13 protein-coding genes and 1 pseudogene are annotated in these 14,530 nt (G+C 71.7%); 7 read left to right on the plus strand and 7 right to left on the minus strand.

Annotation, left to right across the window (positions count from 1 at the left end):
- Positions 1–81 precede the first annotated feature (81 nt).
- Positions 82–424, minus strand: a pseudogene (locus tag ACIRPK_RS36075) (PP2C family protein-serine/threonine phosphatase); the annotation flags it as partial.
- 8 nt (positions 425–432) lie between these two features.
- Positions 433–600 carry a hypothetical protein gene (locus ACIRPK_RS36080; protein WP_403047008.1) on the minus strand — a complete coding sequence of 56 codons (168 nt, stop codon included), beginning with the start codon at positions 598–600 and terminating at the stop codon, positions 433–435.
- 305 nt (positions 601–905) lie between these two features.
- Between ACIRPK_RS36080 and ACIRPK_RS36085 the strand changes: the two genes are divergently transcribed.
- The 4 genes from ACIRPK_RS36085 to ACIRPK_RS36100 all read left to right on the plus strand — a co-directional run bounded on the left by ACIRPK_RS36085 (position 906) and on the right by ACIRPK_RS36100 (position 6,714).
- On the plus strand, positions 906–1,955 hold the full coding sequence (locus tag ACIRPK_RS36085; protein WP_403046973.1) for a hypothetical protein: 1,050 nt from the start codon (positions 906–908) through the stop codon (positions 1,953–1,955).
- A gap of 376 nt (positions 1,956–2,331) precedes the next feature.
- Positions 2,332–2,859 carry an NUDIX hydrolase gene (locus ACIRPK_RS36090; RefSeq protein ID WP_403046976.1) on the plus strand — a complete coding sequence of 176 codons (528 nt, stop codon included), beginning with the start codon at positions 2,332–2,334 and terminating at the stop codon, positions 2,857–2,859.
- Positions 2,856–3,548: a DUF402 domain-containing protein gene (locus ACIRPK_RS36095; RefSeq protein WP_403046979.1), complete on the plus strand. Its 693-nt coding sequence runs from the start codon at positions 2,856–2,858 to the stop codon at positions 3,546–3,548. The genes ACIRPK_RS36090 and ACIRPK_RS36095 overlap by 4 nt, the downstream gene beginning before the upstream one ends.
- Before the next feature lie 952 nt (positions 3,549–4,500).
- The gene (locus tag ACIRPK_RS36100) at positions 4,501–6,714 is read left to right on the plus strand and encodes a germacradienol/geosmin synthase (RefSeq protein WP_403046981.1); all 2,214 of its coding nucleotides are present in this window, start codon (positions 4,501–4,503) and stop codon (positions 6,712–6,714) included.
- 233 nt (positions 6,715–6,947) lie between these two features.
- On the opposite strand, the gene ACIRPK_RS36105 is transcribed toward ACIRPK_RS36100, so the two are convergent.
- The 5 genes from ACIRPK_RS36105 to ACIRPK_RS36125 form a co-directional block, all read right to left on the minus strand.
- On the minus strand, positions 6,948–7,799 hold the full coding sequence (locus ACIRPK_RS36105) for a replication-relaxation family protein (RefSeq protein WP_403046984.1): 852 nt from the start codon (positions 7,797–7,799) through the stop codon (positions 6,948–6,950).
- A 587-nt stretch (positions 7,800–8,386) separates the two neighbouring features.
- Positions 8,387–9,100 carry a hypothetical protein gene (locus ACIRPK_RS36110; protein ID WP_403046987.1) on the minus strand — a complete coding sequence of 238 codons (714 nt, stop codon included), beginning with the start codon at positions 9,098–9,100 and terminating at the stop codon, positions 8,387–8,389.
- Positions 9,101–9,213: 113 nt separating this feature from the next.
- Positions 9,214–10,671 (minus strand): hypothetical protein, encoded by a 1,458-nt coding sequence (locus ACIRPK_RS36115; protein ID WP_403046990.1) that lies wholly within the window; start codon positions 10,669–10,671, stop codon positions 9,214–9,216.
- The gene (locus ACIRPK_RS36120; protein ID WP_403046993.1) at positions 10,664–11,431 is read right to left on the minus strand and encodes an AAA family ATPase; all 768 of its coding nucleotides are present in this window, start codon (positions 11,429–11,431) and stop codon (positions 10,664–10,666) included. The genes ACIRPK_RS36115 and ACIRPK_RS36120 overlap by 8 nt, the downstream gene beginning before the upstream one ends.
- Positions 11,431–13,008, minus strand: coding sequence for a Mu transposase C-terminal domain-containing protein (locus ACIRPK_RS36125; protein ID WP_403046996.1), 1,578 nt, complete (start codon positions 13,006–13,008; stop codon positions 11,431–11,433). Before ACIRPK_RS36125 ends, ACIRPK_RS36120 begins: the two co-directional genes overlap by 1 nt.
- A 192-nt stretch (positions 13,009–13,200) precedes the next feature.
- Here ACIRPK_RS36125 and ACIRPK_RS36130 point away from each other — a divergent pair, with 192 nt between their 5' ends.
- The 3 genes from ACIRPK_RS36130 (at position 13,201) to ACIRPK_RS36140 (ending at position 14,517) form a co-directional block, all read left to right on the plus strand.
- Entirely contained in the window at positions 13,201–13,344 is a 144-nt protein-coding gene (locus ACIRPK_RS36130) for a hypothetical protein (protein WP_403046999.1), read from the plus strand.
- A gap of 188 nt (positions 13,345–13,532) precedes the next feature.
- Positions 13,533–14,093 carry a hypothetical protein gene (locus ACIRPK_RS36135; RefSeq protein WP_403047002.1) on the plus strand — a complete coding sequence of 187 codons (561 nt, stop codon included), beginning with the start codon at positions 13,533–13,535 and terminating at the stop codon, positions 14,091–14,093.
- Positions 14,094–14,106: 13 nt separating this feature from the next.
- On the plus strand, positions 14,107–14,517 hold the full coding sequence (locus tag ACIRPK_RS36140) for a hypothetical protein (RefSeq protein ID WP_403047005.1): 411 nt from the start codon (positions 14,107–14,109) through the stop codon (positions 14,515–14,517).
- Positions 14,518–14,530 lie beyond the last annotated feature (13 nt).

Genomic DNA, 14,530 nt, shown 5'->3' on the forward strand with positions numbered 1-14,530 from the left:
ACATCCACCAGCTCTGCCTTCGTCCCCTCCGACACCCTCGCATCCTACGACCCAACAGCCCGCAGAAACCGAGGAGTTATTGTTCGGCAGCCCCCTGGGCCAGGGGTGCCCGGCGTTGACGAAATCGGTGGAGCCGTCGTGCAGGTTGATCCGCAGGATCTGACCGGTGACGTAGCCTTCCCGGCCGTGATCGCGGACCGCCTGGTCGGCCTGCCACGCCTGCTCTTGGAGGTCGGCGCCGGCGCGGCGGCCCGACGCAGGGCTCCGACCACCAGGGCGGCCAGCAGCGCCGCGTCGACGTCGTGGCCCATCGCGTCGGTGGCCGACAACTGGACGGTGTCGTGGTCGATCACGTAGTCGAAGGTGTCGCCTCCGACCTGGTCGGCGGGCTCCAGCGTCCGGCGACCGCGAACTGCGCAGCCTCAACGACCGCTACGAGACGGCCCCGCTGGCCCGTCTGCTGCCCGCCGGGCGAGCCAGCGTCACCTCGGCGAAGGGCGCGTCCTCGGCCACGGCATGGGAGCGGCCGGAGCCGCCGAGGCGGCGCTGACCGTCCAGCACGGACTCGTCCCGGCCGCCGCAGCCCCGACCCCTGCACATCCGATCTGGCATCGTGCTGGCCGCGTCCCGCCGCCAGGACGTGCGGCTGGCGCTCAGCGACTCCTCCGGCTTCGGGGGCACAGCACCGTGCTCGCCTTCACCCCGGCCGCGCTTGAGCCATTTGAGTGACTTTGCTATCCACCGGGCTGCCGGCTCCGAAGAAATGGCGGGGCCCGATACGCCCACGGCAGCCGACCGCTCTCGGCAGGGGTCCCCCCAGATCGGGCTCAGTGAACAGGACACGCTTGACCGAGGTTTTCGCGATCGGGAACCTGCCAGCGGATGTGCTGGCGGTGAACCGGTTCGTGCATCCGACCAGAGGCATGGTGCGCTGCCCGGCGGCTCCCGCACTGGCGGCCGCGCTGAACGGGTCCGGGATCACGGTCGCAACGGGGGCGGTCGAGCCGCGCCCGGGCGGCGCGGGAGTCCTGGTCGCGACGACCTACCTCGACCTCAACGGCCAGCCGGTCGGCGTCGCGGTGGCGGCGGGCCGGGCGCACACCGCGCTCGCCTACGAGACGGTCGGGGCCTGGTCGGCGGTGCTGCGCACCCGGCGGGTGCTGGTCGCCTCGGGTGCGCCGTGCTGCGTCGGCGCGGCGGCCGTTCTGCCGGGGGCGAGAGAGCCCGTCCCCGCGCAGGGCCTGCGGAAGCCGGCGGGGGCTCGCGCAGGCGGCGCCGGATGCCCGAGGTCGCAGGCGGCCTGGGCCCTGGTACTGGCCTTCCAGCAGCGAGGCGACACGGTGCTGCTGGTGGGCGGGCCCGAGGACGCCGCAGCCCCGGGCCCGTCGGGCCGTGACCCGTTGCCGGCCGAGGCGTGGAGCCGGATCGTCCAGGTCGGTACGGTGGACCAGGCAGCCGCCCTGACCGTGCCCGACCCGCGGCGCCTCTCCTTCGTCGTCCGGCCCTGCGTGCTGGTTGACTGGGCCTCGCAGGTGGTGAACGCGCTGCGCGAGCGGTTCGCCGCCCTGCGCGGCCAGCACCCCGACCAGTGGTGCTACGAGCGGTCGGACCTCCACCGCGGCGCCCGGCTGGCCGCCGAGTCCAGCGACCTGGTCCTCACCGTGGGAGGCAGCGGCGCCCTCGCGCCGTCCCTCGAGCGGGCCCGACACCTCACCGGCCTCGCGCAGTTGGACCTGCCGTCGCTGGGCGCGGCGGCCACCGTCGCCGTCATCGAGGAGCAGCCGCCCGCCCCGACCGCGCACCCGGCGCTCGCGGCCGCGGACGTCGTCGAGGTGCTGTCCGGGCTCGGCCCGCTCAGCGTGGTGCGCCACCGCGTCGCCACGGAGGTCAGCACCGACGTCTACCGGGATCAGCCGGGCACTGTCACGTTGACGGGCGCGCGGAGCAGGAGCTGACAGGAGATCCCGGCCACCTGATGCCGCGCGCCGACGACGGTGAGGGTCGGCACGGGAGTGTCGGTTACACCGCTGGCTGGGCTCTGTTCCGTAGTCGGTGGTGATGCTGCGTCCTCATTGCGGGAGGAGGATGCGGTGCCGGAGGAGGTCGAAGCCGGCTCGGCCGTGCATCTGCCCGCCCGCGTCGACCCGCCAACCCAGCCCCCACCCGAACAGCCCACCGCAAACTCACCGGCCTTGACCTGCACCGACGCCGAAACTCATCAGCCTCGGGCCGGAACTGTCAGGCGACCCGCCGCAGCGAACACCGCCTCCTGGGTGGCACTGTCGTCCGAACGGCCTGGCACCAGCCGACCTGCCCGGACTGGACCGCCCGATGACCACTCCGACCACCACCCAGGCTGTTGCCCCTGCCGACTTCGCCGCCACGCTGCCGCCGCACGCCGTCTCGGCCATCGTGCTGCTGACCGACGCGGCGGGCCGGATCCTGATGCTCCGCCAGGCCCGCCCCTACCCGGGCCACCCGGCCTGGTGGCAGCTACCCGGCGGCCTGGCCGACCTCGACGAGCAGCCCCTCACCACCGCCCGGCGCGAGACAGCCGAGGAGACCGGCCTCCACCTGACCGGGCCGCTGCGCCCGCTGGCGGTCGACTACCGCTCGGCCGCTGACGGGTGGCCGCCTGTCATCGACTTCGCGTTCGACGCCCCGCCCGTCCCGACCGGCCACGAGGTGCAGCTCAGCCCCGAGCACGACTCGTGTGCCTGGCGGACCTACGAGCAGTGGCTGCCGCACCTGCACACCGAGCAGCTCGCCTGGTTCACCGCGCTCTGGCGCGCCCACCAGGAGCAGACGACCCTGGTGCTCGCCGACGGCCACGATATTGCGGCCCGGAGCCGCTCATGACCACGACGACCGGCCTGTTCACCCCCGGGGCGACGGCGGTGCGCCGCGACGTCCACCTCGGCCGGGTCTGGACCGCGATGCCGCAGCGGGTCCTGGCCGACACCGGCGACGTCCTGACCCTCGCGTACTGGCCGGGGATCACCTCGCTTGCCCCGACCACCTGGATCGACTCCCTCGCCACCGGCGACACCACGCTGCGTGAGAGCGGCCTGGCCAACCTCGTCTCCGGCGCCTGGTCCACCGCCCCGTACACCTGGACCGGCACCGCGCTGCGCAGCCACTTCCTGGCCGGTGAGCACTTCTCGGTCCACCAGTTCCAGGACCACGCCACCGGCACCCGCTGGTACGTGAACTTCGAGCTGCCCCACGTCCGGCGGCCCGGCATCGGGATCGACACCCTCGACCTGTGCGTCGACCTGGTGGTGGAGCCGGACCTGTCGGCCTGGTCGTGGAAGGACGAGGACGAGTACGACCAGGTGCGCCGGCTCGGCCTGGTCGACGACCATCTCCACCGCCATGTCGAGCGGGCCCGCGAGAAGGCGGTCGGTCTTCTGCAGGACCGCTCGGGCCCGTTCGCGCAGCCGTGGAGCGTCTGGTCACCCGACCCGGCATGGCCGCTGCCGGTGCTGCCCGCTGATGCGGCGATCCGGTCCCGTAGCCGATCATTGGGCGGTAGCGTGCCGGGATGATCGACAGTCAGGTGTCGCCTCATTTCGGGTGCGGGTCATCGGCACGCAGCTGTTGACCGACAGGGGGAGGGTCACCTACCGCTCCTGGAAGGCGTCCACGACGTCCTATCTGGACGACGTCGGTCCCCACTGCAGCGAGCGTGGTTACCGCGCTGTCTCACGGTGCCGGGTCGCCGTCGTCCTTCGGTGGCTTCCGTGGCCTTCACTCGGACGGGTGACGGCGGGCGGAAGCCGGTCCGGCTGGGTGGGGGTGCTCGGCACACTGGCAGTCATGGCTTGTGCTCCTGTGGTGGCGACGGCGGGCGACCACCGCTTGGCGCGGGCGTTGTGTGACATCGCTGAGAGGTCCCACACGCAAGCGGGCACGGAGGCGGAGGTCGGCCGGACGGTGGGGGCTGTGCGTGGCGCCGGCCGCACCCTGCCGGCTATCCGGGTACTGCTGCAGCACATCGGGCGCTCCGCGGACTGGCTGCGACGACCTCAGCGCGGCCGACCAGCCGGCCGCCGGCCTTGGCCGCGGTCCCCGACGCCCACGACCCCCGCTGTGTCGCCCTGCTGCGCACCGCCGTCGGCCGGTACCCGGCGCCGTGGACGCACGACGTCGCCCGGACCGTCGGAGCCCTGGCCTGCAGGCCGCCTACCTCGCCGCGATCGCCGCCCGGACCGAGAGCCCTGCCGCGTCGCACGCAGGCGCCGTGGCCGCAGCTGCCCGCGCCGCCCTCGACCTGCACCGCGCCCTGACCGCCGACCCGGCCGGCCAGCCGACCACCGACGACGAGGCCGATTCGGCCGAGCTCCCCACCGCGGACGCCCTGTTCACCCTGCTGACCGCCGCCTGGCGCAGCAGCGGCACCGACCTCGGTGCCGGCCTCACCACCGGCGCCGAGACACCGGCGCGGGCGAGCGTCTTCGACTGGCTTTCCCCGTTTCCTCGTAGAGAGCGTGAAGCGACATGCCGCAGCCCTTCAGCCTGCCCGCTTTCTACCTGCCGTACCCGGCCCGGCTCAACCCGCACCTGGAACAGGCCCGGGAACACTCACGCGACTGGGCACGCGGCATGGGCATGCTGGAGGGCTCGGGTGTCTGGGAGCAGCGGGACCTCGACACGCACGACTACGCGCTGTTGTGTGCCTACACCCACCCGGACTGCGACGAGGCCGAGCTGGCGTTGCTGACGGACTGGTATGTGTGGGTCTTCTTCTTCGACGACCACTTCGTGAAGACCTTCAAGCGCAGCCAGGACCGGCCCGGCGGCAAGGCATACCTCGACCGGCTGCCCGCCTTCATGCCGCTCGACCCTGCGACTGCGATGCCTGAGCCGCGCAACCCGGTGGAGGCAGGTCTGGCCGAGCTGTGGTTGCGCACCGCCCCGGGTACCTCGGCGCACTGGCGCGAACGCTTCGCGCTGAGCACCGAGCACATGCTCAACGAGTCGATCTGGGAGCTGTCCAACATCGGCATCGGCCGGGTCCCCAACCCCGTCGAGTACATCGAGAGGCGCCGCAAGGTGGGCGGTGCGCCCTGGTCGGCCGTGCTGGTGGAGCACGCGGCCGGGGCGGAGGTACCGGCCGCCGTCGCACGGTCGCGGCCGCTGGAGGTGCTCCGGGACACCTTCTCGGACGCGGTGCACCTGCGCAACGACCTCTTCTCGTACCAGCGCGAGATGGAGGAGGAGGGCGAGCTGAGCAACGGCGTGCTGGTGCTGGAGACCTTTTTCGGGATCAGCACGCAGGAGGCCGCCGACCGGGTCAACGACCTGCTGACGTCCCGGCTGCAGCAGTTCGAGGACACCGCGCTCACCGCCCTCGGCCCGCTGCTCGCCGACCACGGCCTCGGTGGCGACGACACCGCCCGGGTCGCGGCCTATGTGAAGGGACTGCAGGACTGGCAGGCGGGCGGCCATGAGTGGCACCTGCGCTCGAGCCGCTACACGAACAGCGGCCCGCAGACCGGCTTGCCGCTATCGCTGCCGCTGGGTGCGCTAGGCACCTCGGCGATGGACATCAAGCGCGTGGTCAGCGCGACCGGGGCCAAACGCCTGCGCACCTTCGCCTTCGTCCCGCACCAGCCCACCGGGCCCTCCCGGGTGCCCGACCTGCGGCTCCCGGCCCGGGTGCGGGTCGGCCCCCATGCGGACCGGGTCGGACGGGAAGTGACCGCATGGGCCGGCCGGATGGGCATGTTCGCCCCGGAGCCGCGGGCCGGCGGGCGGCGGGTGTGGACCGAGGAGACGTTCACCCGTTTCGACCTCGGCCTGCTCGGAGCGTGCACCATGCCCGACCTCACCGCCGAGCAGATGACCCCGGCCACCTCCCTGATCGCCTGGGGCTGCTACGGGGACGACTTCTTCGACGCCGCCTACGGGTGCCGACGCGACCTCGCCGGGGCCAAGCTGGCCGCCGCCCGGCTCATGGAGGTCACCGCTCCCGAGCCGACCGTCCCCATCGTGCCCGCCGATGCGCTGGAGCGCGGGCTCACCGACCTGTGGTCCCAGGTCGGAACCGGCCTCACGCCCGCCGCCCGGGAGACCGTGCGTGGCCTGCTCGCCGAACTGTTCGAGGGCTGGCTGACCGAGATCGCCAACCTCGCCCACCACCGTCTCCCCGACCCGGTGGACTTCCTCGAACTGCGCCGCCGCACCGTCGGCGCCGAATTCTTCACCACCATCCCGGCCCTGCTGCGCGGCGGGGCGCACCTGCCGCTGCCCGACGCGGTCCGGGACAGCGGCACCATGCGATCCCTGGAACGGACGGCCGCCGACCACGCCGGCCTGGTCAACGACCTCTTCTCCTACCAACGGGAGATCGAGTTCGAGGGGGACTTCCACAACGCCCCGCTCGTGGTGCAGCACTTCTTCGACTGCAGTTACCCGGAAGCGGCCCGGGTCGTCGCCGACCTCGCCACCGCCCGCCTCGACGAGTTCGAGCACCTGGCCACCGCCGAACTGCCCGTCCTCTGCGACGACCTGGACCTCGACAGCACAGAACGGCAGACTGTCGCCGACCACGTCGAGCAGCTCAGGACCGTCATGACCGGCAACCTGCACTGGCACGCCATCAGCGGCCGCTACCGCGAGGCCGACCTGCGCCACCACCATGGCCGCACTCTCTCCGGCCCCACCGGCCTCGGCACCGCTGCCGCCCGCCTGCCCCGCCCGGTCGGCTGAGTCCGGCGGTCGGCGGTGGCTCGGCGGTCCGCTGGTGCTGGTGCCGATGACTGGCGCCACGGGCGGGTGGCGCTGAGCACCACGCCGCCGCCCGGGCGGCCGGATCGTACGGTCACCCACGTGACGCGCTCCGGCGCGGCACAGGAGACCGGACGTCGATCCGGAGAAAACTGCATGTCCGCGCACCAGCGGTCCGAATCGCGCCAGCGAACCCGGCGTTAGCGCCGGGGTTCCTACAGCCCGGTCCAGCCGACCGGCGGCCGGCCTTCGCCCGAGAGCGGGTGCCACACCGGGGCGGCGGGCCCGTGCTCGACCAGGTCCTCGAGGCTGGCCGCGCCGGCCGGGACGGCGGCCAGGAGTCCGGCGGTGGCCGGGTTCTCCTCGGCGGCCAGCAGCAGGTCCTCCACCGCCCTGGCGACTGCGGTGGCCGGGGTACCGGTCAGGACGACCAGCAGGGCCGGGAAGGTACGCCAACGGCGCTCCCGCGCCGGTCCGGTCCCGCCGGGGCCGGGCTGCTGCCAGAGGCGGGCGCAGGCGGCCAGCTGCTCGGCGGCCGGCTCGGTGCCGCTGTCGGGGCGGTGGAGTTCGACGAAGGCGCGCAGTCGCCGCCGGCCTGCGTGGGTGGTGGCGGTGTAGGCGGGCCGGTAAGCGGGCCCGGGCGGGTCGGCCGGGTCGACGGGGTGCTCGGGGGCCGGGATGAAGTCGCGTGGGCCGAAGCCCTCGCCCCGGGCGCGGGCGTCGGCGAGGAAGGCGCAGTGCACGCGGCCGAGCGCGAGGAGGTGGCCGCGGCCCAGGCGCAGGGCGGTCTGCCCGGGTGCGACCAGGGGGTCCGGGCGGCGGGCGGTGGGGAAGGTCGCGGTGACGGCGGAGCCGGTCTCGGTGAGGTGCCAGGCTTTAGCGCGCCCGGCCTGCGGCAGGGTGACGAAATTCGTAACGCCCTCGGTGCGGAGGCGTTCCATGCGTTTCTGGGTCTGCTTGAGTCCGGCCTGCCCGCCGTGCAGTTGGTGGAGCTGTTCGGCGGTGGCCAGAGAAAAGCGGGCGAGCGTCACCAGCACGTCGTGGTCGGTCTCCAGGTCCCCGTTCACGAGAGCACTCCTCGGTTTCTCGCACGGGCCACTCCCGTGCTGGAGAGATGAAACCCCACGGAACTCACCGGATTTCTCACCATCAAGAGATCCAAGGCATAACGATTACATAACGACCCGTTCCAAGGTATCCCGTCTTCTAACCGGTCCGAAAACCGGTCCGAAAACCCGTCCGCCATCCCGTCCCATCCGAACCTTGGTGAGAACCTTGGAAGCACGCTCCTGACCTGCATGGATATGCCATCAAGGTGCCGGTGAGTTTCCTTGACGGCCCTTCCAAGGTTTCTCACCGGCACCTTGGAAGGGCCGGTGAGTTTGACGGTGCGCTACCACCGCCCCTGCCGTCTCCCCTGCCACTGCCCCTACCGGGCAGTTCGCGCACCCGGGAGGAAAACGGGCAGTTCAGGGCCCGGATCGGGCCCGCTCCCCAGTCCTGACAACCCTTCTTTCCCGTCTTTCTGTATTGGCTGTGGTAGTTGCTGTTGTAGTTGTCGGTTGGTCAGTTGGGTTCGGCACTTGTGTCGGGCGACGTGGGTGTGTCAGTGGGTGGCGACAAGTTGTGTCAGCGGTCGGCGACATGTGGTGTGTCAGTGGGGGAGTGTTGTGCGGGCGTTTGGGCCGGGGTTGAGGCTGTAGAGGGCGTCGTCGGTTAGGGCGAGGGTGAGGCCGCCGGGCTGGGCGACGAGTCCGCCGTTGATGAGGCCGTGGAGGGCGTGGTCTTGGAGGGGGTTGGTGTGGTCGGTGTCGCCTGTGTGCCAGATCGCAAGGAGGGCTTCGGCTTCGGTGGGGGTGAGGGGGTCACGTTGGTGACGGCCAGGCTGGCCGGTGTCGTCGCTGTGGTGGGGTGCGGTGAGTTGGGTGTGCTGGCTGGCGACGAGCAGGTCCAGCCGTGGTGAGACGCTGAGGTAGCCGGAGGGTTCGACGCGCAGGGCGATGGCGCCGCCGGTGACGGGGTGTGCGAGGGCGTGGGTGGTGGCGTTGTCGACGCGTTTGACGGTCCAGCTGAGGGCGCGGGCGACCTCCTCCGGGAGCATGGGTCGGTCGGCGAGGGCGAGCGCGTTGACCAGTCGCAGGGCGTCGTGACCCAGACTGGGGGGCTTCTTGCTCGGGTGCTTGATGGCGGGCGGATGCGTCCGGGGGAGGGCGTAGAGGTCGTCGGCCTCCCGCAGGATGTCGGCGGGGTGGAGGTCCAGGCGCCGGGCGATTTCGTGCAGGACCCGGACGGGTAGGTCGGGGAGTTCGTCGAGGTCGACCTGGTGTTCGTGGACGCCGATGAGGTCGGCGAGTTGCCAGGCGGTCATCCCGGCGGCGTGCAGGCGTTCTTGGAGGCTGAGGGCGCGTCGTACCAGGAGGCTCTTGTGCCGGTGGCGTTTGGGGCCGCGGCGTTTGGGGGCGTCACCGCGTTCTGGTGGTGTCACGGGCACTCCCACGGGGCCGGGTTGAGGCTGAGGTGGTGGATGCTGAGGCCGCGCTGCGCCAGCCAGTCGCCGTTTCCCTGGCCGAGTTGGTCGCCGTGCCGGCAGTGGCAGCGGTGGAGCCAGGAGAGGTCGAGGTGCAGGCGGTGGCAGGTGCGGATGATCGCTTCGCGTAGGCGCGGGACGGGTGAAAGGACGCTGGGTTCGCTGGGGTGGATGAAGTAGGGGTCGCCGGGACGGGCCCCTTGGGCCGTGCGGTAGGCGTGGTGGGCGGCCAAGAGCGCTCTGGCGCGCAGCGGCATGGTCACGGGTGTCTGGGTGCGTAGGGGGTCGCTCTCGCCGGGGCCGGTGAACTTCTGGTGGCCGCGCTGCTCGTGCCAGGGCGGTCGGAGGTGTTCGCGTTCCTCCTCGGACAGCAGCGGCAGGTGGAAGCGGGCCCCGTCGGGCGTGATGTCGTGGCAGCGGATCATGTCGAAGCCGGTCGGGCCGGTGTCGAAGTACAAGGCCAGTGCGGTGGCGGCGCCGGATTCAGTGTCGGCTGCCGTTCGCAGAGCGTAGGCGGTGTGGTCGGTGAACCGGGTGACCAGCCGGGCGGCGGGGTCCGAGCCCAGAGTGGCGGGTTGCCAGCGCAGGAGAGCCGCACGGGGCAGGAGCGCGGCTTGGATGGCGCGTAGGCGGATCAGCGCGTCCTCCGGGGTGGGGGCCGGGCCCAGGCGGTCATCGCGCAGGTAGGCGGTGAGGGCGTGGGCAGTGGTGTCGGGCAGGCGGGAGGCCAGGTGCATCTCGCTCCGGTAGAGGTCGCTGACCCGTCTACGGTCGGCGGTGGGCAGGGTGCGGTGACAAGTGGCGAGGAAAAGGGGGAAGTCGGTCATGGGCAGGCGCGGCCAGGGCTGCGCCTGCCGGGGCACCGGGGCCTGCGATGTGTCTGCCGCTTCCTCGGCCAGCACCTCCGGCCTTTCTGCCTTCTCGTCCTCTTTCTGTTCCTCGGCTTGGAGGGGCAGGCGGTGGTAGAAGGCAGCGGGGTCGAGCAGTTCCGTGCGGGCTGCGAGCGAGGACTGGCGCAGTTGGGTGATGAGGGCGGCAGTGGGCTGGGGCCCGGACCAGATGAGCCACAGGGCGGCCCCGGATGTCAGGGCCAGGCCCAGCAACGGTTCCACGGTGCGGGTGGCGAGCCGGTGGACCCGGTCGACGACGATGTCGGTGACGCCCGCAGCGGTGCTGAAGGCCGCACACGTGCGGTACATGTTGGCGACGGTGGCTTCCTCTGCGAGGACAGCTTCGGGGCTCTTGCCAAGAGCGGCGAGGACGTCGCGCGCGAGGTCGCGCACGCCGCCGCCAGGAGAGGGCCGCAGCACCAGGCGCCGGCGCGAGGCCAGGGCATCCAGACGCCGGGTGAGGGCGACGTCGTCGTCCGGGTTGAGCACTACCGCCGCTCGCGGACTGGGGCGCTCAGACACAGATGCCGCCACCGAGCAGCGCGTAGGCGCTGGTGGTGATCTCCTCGTCCAGGACGGGCCGGCCGGCCGCGGCGCACAGTCCGGCCGCGGTGTGGGTGAACACCGCCCAGTCCCGCATGGTGCCGTGCCCGTAGGCGTTGTCGATCTCGAAGAGCAGGTGGTCGTCGGCGCCCGAGTAGATGGGATGGTAGCGGCGCATCAACGCAGGGATCTCGGCTTGGGCGAGCGGCTCGAACCGCAGGCGGCGGAAGATCCGGGAGCGGAGCATCGGCTCGCGGGAGAGCACCTCCCAGCAGCCGTCGCCGCCGACGTACAGGAGCGCGAAGCGGGTGCGCTGGTCGTCGTGCAGGTGCCGCAGCAGCTCGATGCAGTCCCCGGTCAGGCGCTGGGCCTCGTCCACGACGATCAGGCGCATCGGGGAGGCGAGCAGGCCGACCAGCTTGGTCGTCAGGTCGAAGCGGTTGCGGCTGGAGGGGCTCTCGGCGCCGGTGAGCTCCTGCAGCAGCTGGTCGGCGATCAGGCGCATCGTCGGCCGGGAGGGGAACTGCAGCGACACCACCGCCGGCCGCTCCCCTGGCGCACGCCGCTCCAGCGCCTCCAGCGCCGCTTCCACCGCGAAGGTCTTGCCCGTGCCGGCGGGGCCGTGCACGACACCGGTGGCAGCGTTGGCCACCAGATCGTCCAAGACCTTGCCGGCCAGCTGGAAGTGGCCGGTGGGCAGGGTGACCGCGTCCTGCAGGTCGACGAACTGACGAGGCATCACAGCTCCGGGAGAAGATCGGTGACAGGGACAATGCCGAGCAGGTCAGCGCGGGCCCGCGCCTTCAGCAACGCCTCACCTGCGTGCTGGACCGCCTGCGCCGCCTCTCCGGGCCGCACCAGTCGCGAGGGCTCCGCCGCGCCCTGGACGGCGGTCATCGGCGCGAGCTCCCGCCGTGCCCGACGCGCGGCCCTGCGCCGCTCACGCCCCAGCCGCTCGGCCTCCGACCGGGCATGCTCACGAAACGCCTCCCGCTGCTCCGGCGTGAGCTGGGCGGACGGGTGCGCGGTGCACAGGTACTCCCCACGCCGGTAGACCTCGATCCACCGGTCGTCATGCGGCATGTACCGCACTTCGAGCACCTCCCCGCCCCGCCCGTACAGCTCGGGTGCCAGGTAGGTGTGACTGTTGAACCGGATGCCGTCCTTGCCGACCTTGCGCTCCTGTCCGGCCAGCAGCAGGTACCGCAGCCGTGTGGCATCGATCCGTTGTACCGGTGCCTCGTCCTCCGCCCACGCCTGCACCGGGGTCCGCCCGCCGAGGGAGCGATGCGGGCGTTCGGTGTTGTACCAACGGGCCCAGGACGAGAATCGCCGCACGAACTCCTCGATGCGCATCGGCCCGCCGGCCCGCTCGGCCGACTTCTTCGCCTTCGCGGAGTCGTCGACGGGCCCGTACAGGCGCCCGCTCGCGTCCCGGGGGCCGCCGGTGAAGCCAGGCAGTTGGGAAAGCAGGGTTTGCTCGATGGTCCGGTTCAGCCGCTCGACCTTGCCCTTGCGATGCGGGGTGTAGGGCGGCAGCCGATGTACCACGACCGCCAGTGTCCCCAGCGCCGCCTTCACTGCGCCGGCCGCGAACTCCAGACCGCCGTCGACACGAACCCGCTCGGGCACCGCCCCGAACGGCGAGAGCTCCGGCTCATAGGCCATGGCCATCCGCATCGCGGTCAACACGGTGCCCGCGCTCGGATGCACCGCCAACGCCCACCCGAGCAGCCCCCGGCAGCCGTCGTCCACCACCGTGGTCAGCCACGGGCACAGCGCACCGCCCCTGGGCGGCAGCACCAGCACCGGCAGCTGCTTATGGTCCATCTCCCACACCCGCCCACGTGGAGCGTCCGGCCGCCGCAAGTACACCCCGGCGGCGCGCCGACCACGTTCACCCACCCGCCACGCAGCCCGCTCCGCGGCGGGGAGCTGGTCCGCGAACGCACGCTGCAGCGTGCGCAGGGCCACGGGTCGAGCGTCACGCCAGCCGTCGGCCAGGAAGTCCGGTACGTCGGCACCCGCCGTCGGCCCGGAACTGTCGAGTACCGCCTGCCGAGCACGGGCCAGCGCTGCCACTTTGCCTCGGAAGAACGCAAACGCCTCCCGGTCGGCTTCGGTCAGCCGATACGACGATTCAGGCTGCCGTGGGACAGGCAGCGGGGCGGAGAGCCAGCGCCACACTGTCCGTTCGGCCACGCCCAGAGAAGCGGCGACCACCCGTACGTGCTCGGAGCTCAGCGCGTCCTCATCGCGCAGCTGCCGGAGCCGAGCGACTACAGCCGCCCGCTCGTGCGCTCCGGTCCTTGCCATGGCACCAGACTCGCTGGCATGCCTCTGCCCCACCCGAAATCTGAGGAGTCGGCCACCCGTAGGAGCGCAGTTGGAGCGAAGCGCGGGTCAGCCCACACCACGTTTGGTACCAGTCGAGCCCAAGCCGTCTTGCCACTGACATCGCGATGTCGCCGATAGCGTCAACTGCATGTCGTCCCACCGGCCGGGTGGGTGCTCGACCTCGGCGCCGGCTGGGGAGCGTTCATCGACGGCCGCCTGGTCCTCGACGCCGAAGACGACACCGCGATCCGCCTCCCCTCCGCCCAGTACGCCGTCCAGCTCCTGAACGCCGCCCTCCTCCAAGAGCTCGGCTGACCGGTCCGGCCGACCCCGGCCGGGCACAGCAGAGCGGTGTGCGCCGCGGGCATTGGGTGTGGCGCGCACCGCACTGCCGATCCTCGCAGCCACCGCCGCCGACCTCGCGACCGGGGACACCCCGCTGCGCCGTCAACGAGCCCGGCGCAGGAACGCGACCTGACCGGCTGGCCATCGTTGAGCAGGCCGTGACGACAGAAACCACAACTCCCCACGTCGACGCCCGCTCGCTGCCGGTAGAGGGGTTCACTGCCTCCGACCTGGCACGGGTCAACCTCGGCAAGGAGCTCCTCAGCGGAGCAAGGCTCATCGAGGCCACCGCGCTGATGCTCTGCGCCGACGAGGCGGTCGCCGGCGACTACGTTGCCAGCGCCCGGAACATTAGGAACATGGCCCTGCACGGCGTCATCGGGGCCGCAGTCATCGCCGAACGGGCGCGTGGCACCGACTGGGAGCGCATCGGTCGTGCCCTCTCCGTCAGCGCCGAACAGGCCGAGGCCAAGTGGGGCAAGGACGTCACCAAATGGGAGACGGAGACGAAAGCCCAGAGCCTCCTGCGCCGCGAGCCCGCCGTCTACCTGAAGCCTGTCGATGAGTATGTGACCACCGGCCGGGCGAATAAATACCGCAGCGACCGGCAGCCGCTGAGCCAAGTGCTGGATGCTGCGGCCGACCTGACAGGCCGGGACGTATCCGCCGCAGACCGCGCTTTCACCGGCACCGAAGCCTGCTCCCACTGCCACCGCTGAAGGAGCCGCCCGCATGAGCCCCAGCGCCCCCCGCAACATCCGCGCCGCGATGTCTCGGCTCGCTCCCACCCCCGCGCTCAAGGTCGCCGACCAGGGCGCCGCCGCCGAACCCCACACCACCGCCCTTGAATCCGCCCGGCCCAACCCCGCTCGCCGCCCACGCGGTGGCAAGCGCCCGGCCCCCGAAGCAACCAGCGCCGTCGCTCTGACCGTTCGAGTCGAGCCGAACGAAGCTACCGCTATCGACCGCTGGATCATCGACCTACGCGACGACGCCCGCCGAACCCAGCTCGACAAGTCCGAAGTAATCCGCGAACTCCTCATTCTCGCTCGCGAACACGAAGTGAACCGCCCCGGGTTCGGTAGAGGCTCGATTTCGTGTAAGGATTCGAGTCATGGCACGTCCCTCTTCCTACCCGCCTGAGCTGCGCCGTCGT

The sequence above is a fragment of the Kitasatospora sp. NPDC101801 genome (assembly GCF_044766665.1).
Classification (GTDB): domain Bacteria; phylum Actinomycetota; class Actinomycetes; order Streptomycetales; family Streptomycetaceae; genus Kitasatospora.